The organism is Photobacterium sagamiensis (genome assembly GCF_050337085.1).
In the GTDB taxonomy this organism is placed as follows: domain Bacteria; phylum Pseudomonadota; class Gammaproteobacteria; order Enterobacterales; family Vibrionaceae; genus Photobacterium; species Photobacterium sagamiensis.
Genome location: NZ_JAKJSP010000014.1, coordinates 236,364 through 244,934 on the forward strand (window position 1 = coordinate 236,364; position 8,571 = coordinate 244,934).

Annotated in this window: 3 protein-coding genes; 2 read left to right on the top strand and 1 reads right to left on the bottom strand. The window is 50.2% G+C overall.

Annotation, left to right across the window (positions count from 1 at the left end; translation table 11 throughout):
* The first annotated feature begins 89 nt into the window (after positions 1 to 89).
* Positions 90 to 1,085 carry a type I glyceraldehyde-3-phosphate dehydrogenase gene (gene gap, locus L4D76_RS05640; RefSeq protein WP_428439953.1) on the top strand — a complete coding sequence of 332 codons (996 nt, stop codon included), beginning with the start codon at positions 90 to 92 and terminating at the stop codon, positions 1,083 to 1,085.
* Between the two features lie 306 nt (positions 1,086 to 1,391).
* Positions 1,392 to 2,270: a D-hexose-6-phosphate mutarotase gene (locus tag L4D76_RS05645; RefSeq protein WP_428439954.1), complete on the top strand. Its 879-nt coding sequence runs from the start codon at positions 1,392 to 1,394 to the stop codon at positions 2,268 to 2,270.
* A 119-nt stretch (positions 2,271 to 2,389) separates the two neighbouring features.
* On the opposite strand, the gene L4D76_RS05650 is transcribed toward L4D76_RS05645, so the two are convergent.
* Positions 2,390 to 8,571: VCBS domain-containing protein (locus tag L4D76_RS05650; RefSeq protein ID WP_428439955.1), on the bottom strand; the 6,182-nt coding region annotated here is incomplete at its 5' end.

An 8,571-nucleotide genomic window follows, 5' to 3' on the forward strand; every position in this document is an offset into this window, starting at 1 on the left:
GTTCGTTTTTTGCTTGCAGGGTCACTAAGTATTCTGTAATTTTACTACCAGTTATCTTTCATTAGAAATTAAGTTGTGGAGCAACTGTAATGACTATCAAAGTTGGTATTAACGGTTTTGGCCGTATTGGACGTTTCGTTTTCCGTGCATCTGTAGAGCGTGATAACATCGAAGTTGTTGGCATCAATGACCTTATCGATGTTGAGTACATGGCTTATATGCTTAAGTACGATTCAACTCACGGTCGTTTCAACGGTTCTGTTGAAGTTGTTGACGGTAACCTAGTAGTAAACGGTAATACTGTACGTGTAACTGCTGAGCGTAACCCAGAAGATCTTAAGTGGGACGCAATCGGCGTTGACGTTGTTGCTGAAGCAACTGGTATCTTCCTAACAGACGAGACTGCACGTAAGCACATCACTGCTGGTGCTAAGAAAGTTGTTCTTACTGGTCCATCTAAAGACGCAACTCCAATGTTCGTTATGGGTGTTAACCATGAGACTTACGCAGGTCAGGACATCGTTTCTAACGCGTCTTGCACAACTAACTGCCTAGCGCCAATCGCTAAAGTTCTTAACGACAAGTGGGGCATCGAATCTGGTCTTATGACTACTGTTCACGCTACTACTGCTACTCAGAAGACTGTAGACGGTCCTTCTGCTAAAGACTGGCGTGGCGGTCGTGGTGCTTCTCAGAACATCATCCCTTCTTCAACTGGTGCTGCTAAAGCAGTAGGCGTTGTTCTTCCAGAACTAAACGGCAAACTAACTGGTATGGCTTTCCGCGTACCAACTGCTAACGTTTCTGTTGTTGACCTAACCGTTAACCTTAAAGAAGCTGCTTCATACGAAGAAATCTGTGCTGCTATGAAAGCTGCTTCAGAAGGCGAAATGGCTGGCGTTCTTGGTTACACTGAAGATGCAGTTGTTTCTCAAGACTTCATCGGTGAAGTTCAGACTTCAGTATTCGATGCGAAAGCTGGTGTTGCTCTGACTGACAAATTCGTTAAAGTTGTATCTTGGTACGACAACGAAATCGGTTACTCAAACAAGGTTCTTGACCTTGTAGCTCACATCTCTAAGTAATTGCTACTTAGTTAAGTGATAAAAGGCGGCTGATAGCCGCCTTTTTTGTATGTGAATTTCGAGAAACTAGAAACTAGAAACTAGAAACTAGAAACTAGAAACTAGAAACTAGAAACTAGAAACTAGAAACTAGAATAAAGTACCTCAACGACCAAAGCTATCTTCTATACTCTTCACAAATTTAACAAATATACTTTCATACACTTTGATATTTTTAAACGAAAAATAAGTTTCTATCCCACTGCTTATCTCAGCCGTTTTCTGGGATAATTAATGGAATAGATATTAAAACTTAAGGAATAATCGATGGATTTAGGTAAGCTTTCAACGATTAATGCACTTTCAGATGCAGTAACTATCTGTCAATTTCAAGACATAAAAATAGTTCGTATTATCCACCAAACAGCAGAAGCTGGCATTTCTCTACACGGCGGCCACCTCGTATGGTATAAACCTGCGGGCGAACAAGACGTGATCTGGCTCAGTGAGAAAGCCGAATTTGATACACAAAAAGCCATTCGTGGCGGCATTCCGGTCTGCTGGCCATGGTTTGGCAAAGCAGGCACCCCATCACATGGATTTGCCCGTAACAGCCAATGGACACTGCACGAACACCGTGAAAATGAAAAAGGGGTTATTGTCGCTCTTACCCTGGAAGACAATGAAGAAACACGTGACATCTGGCCGCACAAATTCCACAACCAGCTTACATTTGAGTTTGGTCAGGAACTAAAAGTTCACCTGACATCGACCAACACTGACGATCATGAGTGGTCTTATAGTGGTGCCCTGCACTCTTACTTTAATATTGACGATATCAACACCGTATCTATCACTGGCATGGGTGATAAATATCTTGATAGCGTTCAAGGTGACATTGCGTGTGAAGGTGGTGACACACTGACCATCGCCCAGGAAGTTGATCGCGTTTACACCGAACCGAAAAATCCAATCACAATCACTGACCCAAACAATCAACGTCAGATCCATATCGAAAACCAAGGACACAACGCAGCTGTGATCTGGAACCCATGGCAGGCACTGTCCGTGAGCATGGCTGATATGGCCGATAACAGCTATGAAACCATGGTTTGCGTAGAATCAACGATACATGATCCGGCGATTACACTGGCGCCAGGCGAGTCTCATACTCTGAGTACTATCGTGTCGGTCAGCACGTTATAAGATTGCTTGTCACATCACTTAGCGAGAATAAGAAGATATAGATACAAGGTACTTATCTTTAAGCAGAAAAAGCCAGTCACTTGATGACTGGCTTTTCTGGTTATAGGTTGGGTTATGAGTTACAGGTCAGCCTTGAATACCTGATGTTGGAACAACTGATCGACGATATCACGGGAAGATACCTCTGACTCAAGGTTCAAACCGGACAGATCAACGTTATCCAACACAATATTCTGCTGTCCAGAATCAACGGTTATCGTCAGATTGACCTTACCATCATCTGTCACGCCAGCTTCCAGATGATCAAGCAGCACATCCATATCCGGATTATCATTTTTGATATCCGGAAGGATCTCGGTCAAATCTAGCTTATCTTCATCCAGTTTAAAGTCCGTGATCACATCCAGCTGCGTAGTATCACTCAACGACGATGTATGCCAGGTAAACACATCACTGCCCTCACCTCCGGTGAGAATGTCATCACCCAGTCCGCCGATCAGGATATCATTGCCGCTACCGCCAACCAGGATATCGTTACCGGCACCGCCGTCGAGGGTATCTTCACCTCCTTGCCCCAACAAGATATCGTCGCTGTCAGTTCCTGACAAAATATTAGCAAGCTCATCACCCGTCTGTCCGTTCTGCTCCACCTCAATCGGCTTGTTTTCGCTGCCAGTGCCGCCGGTAAGAGTCAAAGTAAAGACATTATCACTGACACCGCCCTTGCCGTCTTCGATCTGGTACAGGAACTTGAGATCAACCTGTTGCCCGTCGGTCAGCGGAGATTTCTCACTCTGGGTAAAGTTGTAGCTGCCGTTAGCTGCAATTTCAAGAGTACCGAATGCCGTCGAAACATGCAGCTTCCCTTCATTCAGCTCGGTGCCAGTGACCAGCGATCCTTTGAAATCAGTCCCATGCAGATCCGCCCCAAGCAGGGAGAAATCATTTTCATCGAGAGACACAGTCAACGCATCACCATCGGCATCATGACTTCCGGCCAGCAGTTCTCCTGCGACCGGATCTGGCGAAAAGTGGTTCAGGTAGTGAGATAGATCATCGCCTGAGTTCACATACACCACCTCATCACTAACCTGATGCAGTGCCTCGTCCACTTTATCATTGCCTTCCGTCGCTATACCGATACCGTAGACCTTGGCATCATGGGCCTTAACATACTCATCCCAACGCTGGTCGAGATCGTCCGCAGCAACCGACCCTTCTTTCGGGTTAGGCGAACCATCGGACATAAAAAAGATGGTATCTACACTGTTGATTGGCTGTTCGTTAAGATACAAATCCCAATCGAACTCACCGTTTTCATCCAGACCATCCTGCCACGGATAGCCCATCCGCCCATCAGATCCGATCACGCTTTCCTGGGCTTGGGAGTAGTCGGTGTTCAGCCCCCGACTGTCGATCCAGCACCAGTCGCTGACATATACGTTCACTTCGCTCAGATAGTCGGCATCAGACAGCTCCCGATCCCCCAGCTCCGGCGGCGTACTCATGTCATACAGAGTCTTGAGTTCAAACCAACCGTTCTTCTGAGCCTCGCCACCGAACTTAACCAGACGGATATAGCTGTTAGACTCACCGCCCTCAGCGATCATATTCCCAATCATATTATGCAGCGCCTCGGCTGCCTGATAGGCCCGGGACTCGTAACGCGGTGCCAGCTTTTCATCCGGCTGATCACTGTCTCTCACCGTATTGGTACCATCAAAGGTACGGGTCATGCTGCTGGAGAAATCGAACACCACAGTGATCTTGTTGATCGGTTGCTCTTGCACCTCAGCATAGCCATGCACCGCATGGTTTTCTGGTACATGATTCTCACTGACATTTACCGTGACATCGGCAAAGTCATTCCCGCCGTTGCCATCGCTGACCTTCACCTTAAGCTGATACTGATCTTGCTGGTCGTAATCCAGCTCTACACCATCTTTAAGCCAAATCTCACCAGTACTCGAGTTGATCTCGAACTTATCAGCGTCGCCGTTCATCAACTCATAGTTCAACTGATCACCAGTATCGGGATCAAACGCATTAAGCTTGCCGACCATCACGCCTGATTCCAGCTCGGCAACATCAAAGCTGAAGCTGTCGTCAGTAGGCTGACCTTCTGCATCTATACCCTGTATCTGATCTGCATCAGCAGAGCTAATAAATTCAGGTAACGCATTCTCACCAATCACGGTGACGGTCACTTCGGCGGCATCGGTCAGCTCTCCGTCCGTGATGCTGTAGCTGAACTTGACCTCTTTGGCCTCACCCACCTTAAGATCCTGCTCATCAGCAGCCAGGGTTTTAAGGTACTTGACAGAATCAAACACCAGTTTGCCGTCCACAAGGGAGACATAATCCGGATAGCTGCCCTCTACGATGCTCAGCGCATCCTGCTCCGGATCCGTATCGTTACCTAGCACATTAATTTCCAGAGAGTCCGTCTCATTGGTCTGGAACGCCTTGTCGAAAGCGGTTAGATTCGCTTCTACTTTCGTGATGAAATAGTCGGAGCTATCAGCACCTTTTGTACCCTCTCCGTACTCAATAGCAGAAAACTCTATGCGATCGAAATAACGATTTCCCGTATCGATTCCCAATATGTGGTGATCACTTCCGCCCGGCTCGTTCGGGGCAAGATCGACCATTTTGAAAACATCTGTCGCGACCAAAGAGCCTTGGTAATAGGCTTTCCATACACCCTGTTCCAGTTCCCAGCCGTTACCCCAGAGATTACCGATAGATACATCCACATGGTTTGAAAGCTGATCGTTTTCAAAGCTAAAGCACATCGCCTCACTTTTACCGTCAGCGTGAGCCATTTGAGCCACCCAAATATTCTCTGGGTCTGATCCCTTGCCATCAATAAGGTCAGAATGAACACCAAACTCAGTATTACCGTCTCCGGTAAATTCCACCTTCTGGGCATCCGCTACCTTGACGCCGGTCTTAACGTCAATCACATAATAATCGACCTTGATATCGGCGCTGGTATCCCAGTTATCACCATTCAGGATCACCGGCTCGGTCTCGATTCCCTTGTCATCAACCGCATCCGGAGCCTCATTGACATCGGTAATCTTGACATCAAGCCTAACCAAACCATCCCACGAGCCGGTACCGACAGTCGGATCATCAACCATTACGGTGGGCTGGTAAGTATCTTGGGTCTCATGGTCCAACTCGACCCCGGCTTTAAGGTGAAGCTCCGGCTGGCCATTGTTATAAACGATTTCGAACATTGCGTCGTCACCGTCGGCCAGACGCAGGTTATTGGTACCTATACCGTCATCAATGACGTTGATATCCGCCACCTTGATTGAGCTGCTGGTATCGGTATCTTCCGGGATCTGCCATTTAACAACGTCAAGTTCGAGCCTCGGCGGTTCATTGACATTGGTGACCGACACAGCAACGGTGGCGGTATCTTTTAGGCCGTTGCTATCACTGACCTCAACGGTAAGATCATAGTTATCTTGCGACTCATAGTTCAGCGCCAACCCGCTCTTCAAACTGATCTCACCGGTGTCGCTATCGATCTCAAACAGATCGGTATGGTTTGTCAGTGTATAGGTTGGTTTATCACCCGCATCAGGGTCGAAAGATTCTACCTGACCCACCTTGGCGCCAGCGACATTTTCCGCCACCTCGAAACTATAACTGTCCGCATCGGCTTGACCTTGCTCATCGAGGCCGTGGGCATCATTGCCGGGACTGATAAACTCGGGTGCTTCATTGACATCATCGACCTTTACCTCGACGGTGGCCGTGTCTCTCAGACCATCTTTATCACTGACCTCAATATTCAGCTCGTAGCTGTCCTTAGTTTCGTGATCCAGTGCCACACCCTCTTTCAGGCTGATCTCACCTGTCTCGGGATTGATCTCAAACAGATCGGTGTGGTTAGTCAGAGAATAGGTCGACTTATCACCGGCATCCGGATCGAAAGATGCAACCTGACCAACCTTGGCACCAGCATCATTTTCCGCCACCATGAAGCTATAGCTGTCCGCATCTGCTTGGCCTTGGGCATCCAGGCCGTGGTCATCATTACCGGGACTTCTAAACTCTGGAGCTTCGTTGGTATTTTGCAACTTAAGTTCCAGCGATAAGCGGTTGCTGCTCGCCCCTTGATCATCGAGCACATCCAGGCCAAAAGACTTGGCTGCATTGATCCCTACCGGCTCATCGGCGGTATTTTCATACTGCAGCGCTTTCAGTGCTGCTTCAAACTCGGCCTTAGGCAGAGTGCCGCCGTCTTTGACCTCCAGAGTCCAGTATGCGGTTGGGTTGCCGTTTGCGTCCGGGTAGTCTCTGTAAGTCAGCACAAACTGGTCGGCCAACTCTGCCGGCAGCGTCAGGCTATCGTGAGCGGGATCGTAACCGTTCTGCAATTCACCGTCTTTCTCTGTTGGCGAAGTAAGGCTTATTACGGCCCTGGACAGGTTGGCGCTGTCTACATCGGAAACTGATACCTCAGAAAATACATTTTGCTTACCTGAACCTTCGGCATAGGTGTCATGAACCCAGGTATCACTACCCATGTCCGGGTGGTGAATGACAGGCGCATCGTTGGTGCCGGTGATGGTCACGGCGATCTGCTGCTCGGTGCCGTCGGTCGCGGTAAAGGTAATGGTGTCGGTAACCTTGTCGCCCAGACCCAGCTGCTGCACCTTGGTTTGATCTAAGGTGTAGGTCCAATTGCCGTCAACCAGCTCGAAGCTGCCGTAGCCGTTGTCGCCGGCGGTGCTGGCCACATTGTCAAAGCCTGGGGTGTCGCCGTTATCCACGTCGCTGATCGCAATGCTGCCGCCGGTTGTAACTGGCGCATCGCCGATATTACCTTCGCTCACCTCACCGCTGAAACTACCGCTCACTTCCGGCGCATCTTCGGTGCCGTTGATGGTTACTGTAACTTGCTGCTCGGTGCCGTCGGTCGCGGTAAAGGTGATGGTGTCGGTAACCTTGTCGCCCTGATCCAGCTGCTGCACCTTGGTTTGATCTAAGGTGTAGGTCCAGTTGCCGTCAACCAGCTCGAAGCTGCCGTAGCCGTAATCGCCGGCGGTGCTGGCCACATTATCAAAGCCTGGGGTGTCGCCGTTATCCACGTCGCTGATCGCAATGCTGCCGCCGGTTGTTACCGGCGCATCACCGATATTGCCTTCGGTCACCGCCCCGGTGAAAGTACCTGCCACTTCAGGTGCATCTTCGGTGCCGGTGATGGTCACGGTGATCTGCTGCTCGGTGCCGTCAGTCGCGGTAAAGGTGATGGTGTCTGTAACCTTGTCGCCCTGATCCAGCTGCTGCACCTTGGTTTGATCCAAAGTGTAGGTCCAGTTGCCGTCAACCAGCTCGAAGCTGCCGTAACCGTTGTCGCCCGCGGTGCTGTTGACGTTGTCAAAGCTTGGGTTGTCGCCGTTGTCCACGTCGCTGATCGCAATGCTGCCGCCGGTTATTACCGGCGCATCACCGATATTGCCTTCGGTCACCGCCCCGGTAAAACTACCGGCCACTTCAGGTGCGTCTTCGGTGCCGGTGATGGTCACTGTGATCTGCTGCTCGGTGCCGTCAGTCGCGGTAAAGGTGATGGTATCTTTAACCTCGTCGCCCTGATCCAGCTGCTGCACCTTGGTTTGATCCAAAGTGTAGGTCCAGGTGCCGTCGACCAGCTCGAAGCTGCCGTAACCGTTGTCGCCCGCGGTGCTGTTGACGTTGTCAAAGCTCGGGTTGTCGCCGTTGTCCACGTCGCTGATCGCAATGCTCCCGCCGGTTGTTACCGGTGCATCACCGATATTGCCTTCGCTCACCTCACCGCTGAAACTGCCGCTCACTTCCGGCGCATCTTCGGTGCCGTTGATGGTTACTGTAACTTGCTGCTCGGTGCCGTCGGTCGCGGTAAAGGTGATGGTGTCTGTAACCTTGTCGCCCTGATCCAGCTGCTGCACCTTGGTTTGATCTAAGGTGTAGGTCCAATTGCCGTCAACCAGCTCGAAGCTGCCGTAGCCGTTGTCGCCGGCGGTGCTGGCCACATTGTCAAAGCCTGGGGTGTCGCCGTTATCCACGTCGCTGATCGCAATGCTGCCGCCGGTTGTTACCGGCGCATCACCGATATTGCCTTCGGTCACCGCCCCGGTGAAAGTACCGGCCACTTCAGGTGCATCTTCGGTGCCGGTGATGGTCACKGTGATCTGCTGCTCGGTGCCGTCGGTCGCGGTAAAGGTGATGGTGTCTGTAACCTYRTCGCCCTGATCCAGCTGCTGCACCTTGGTTTGATCTAAGGTGTAGGTCCAGTTGCCGT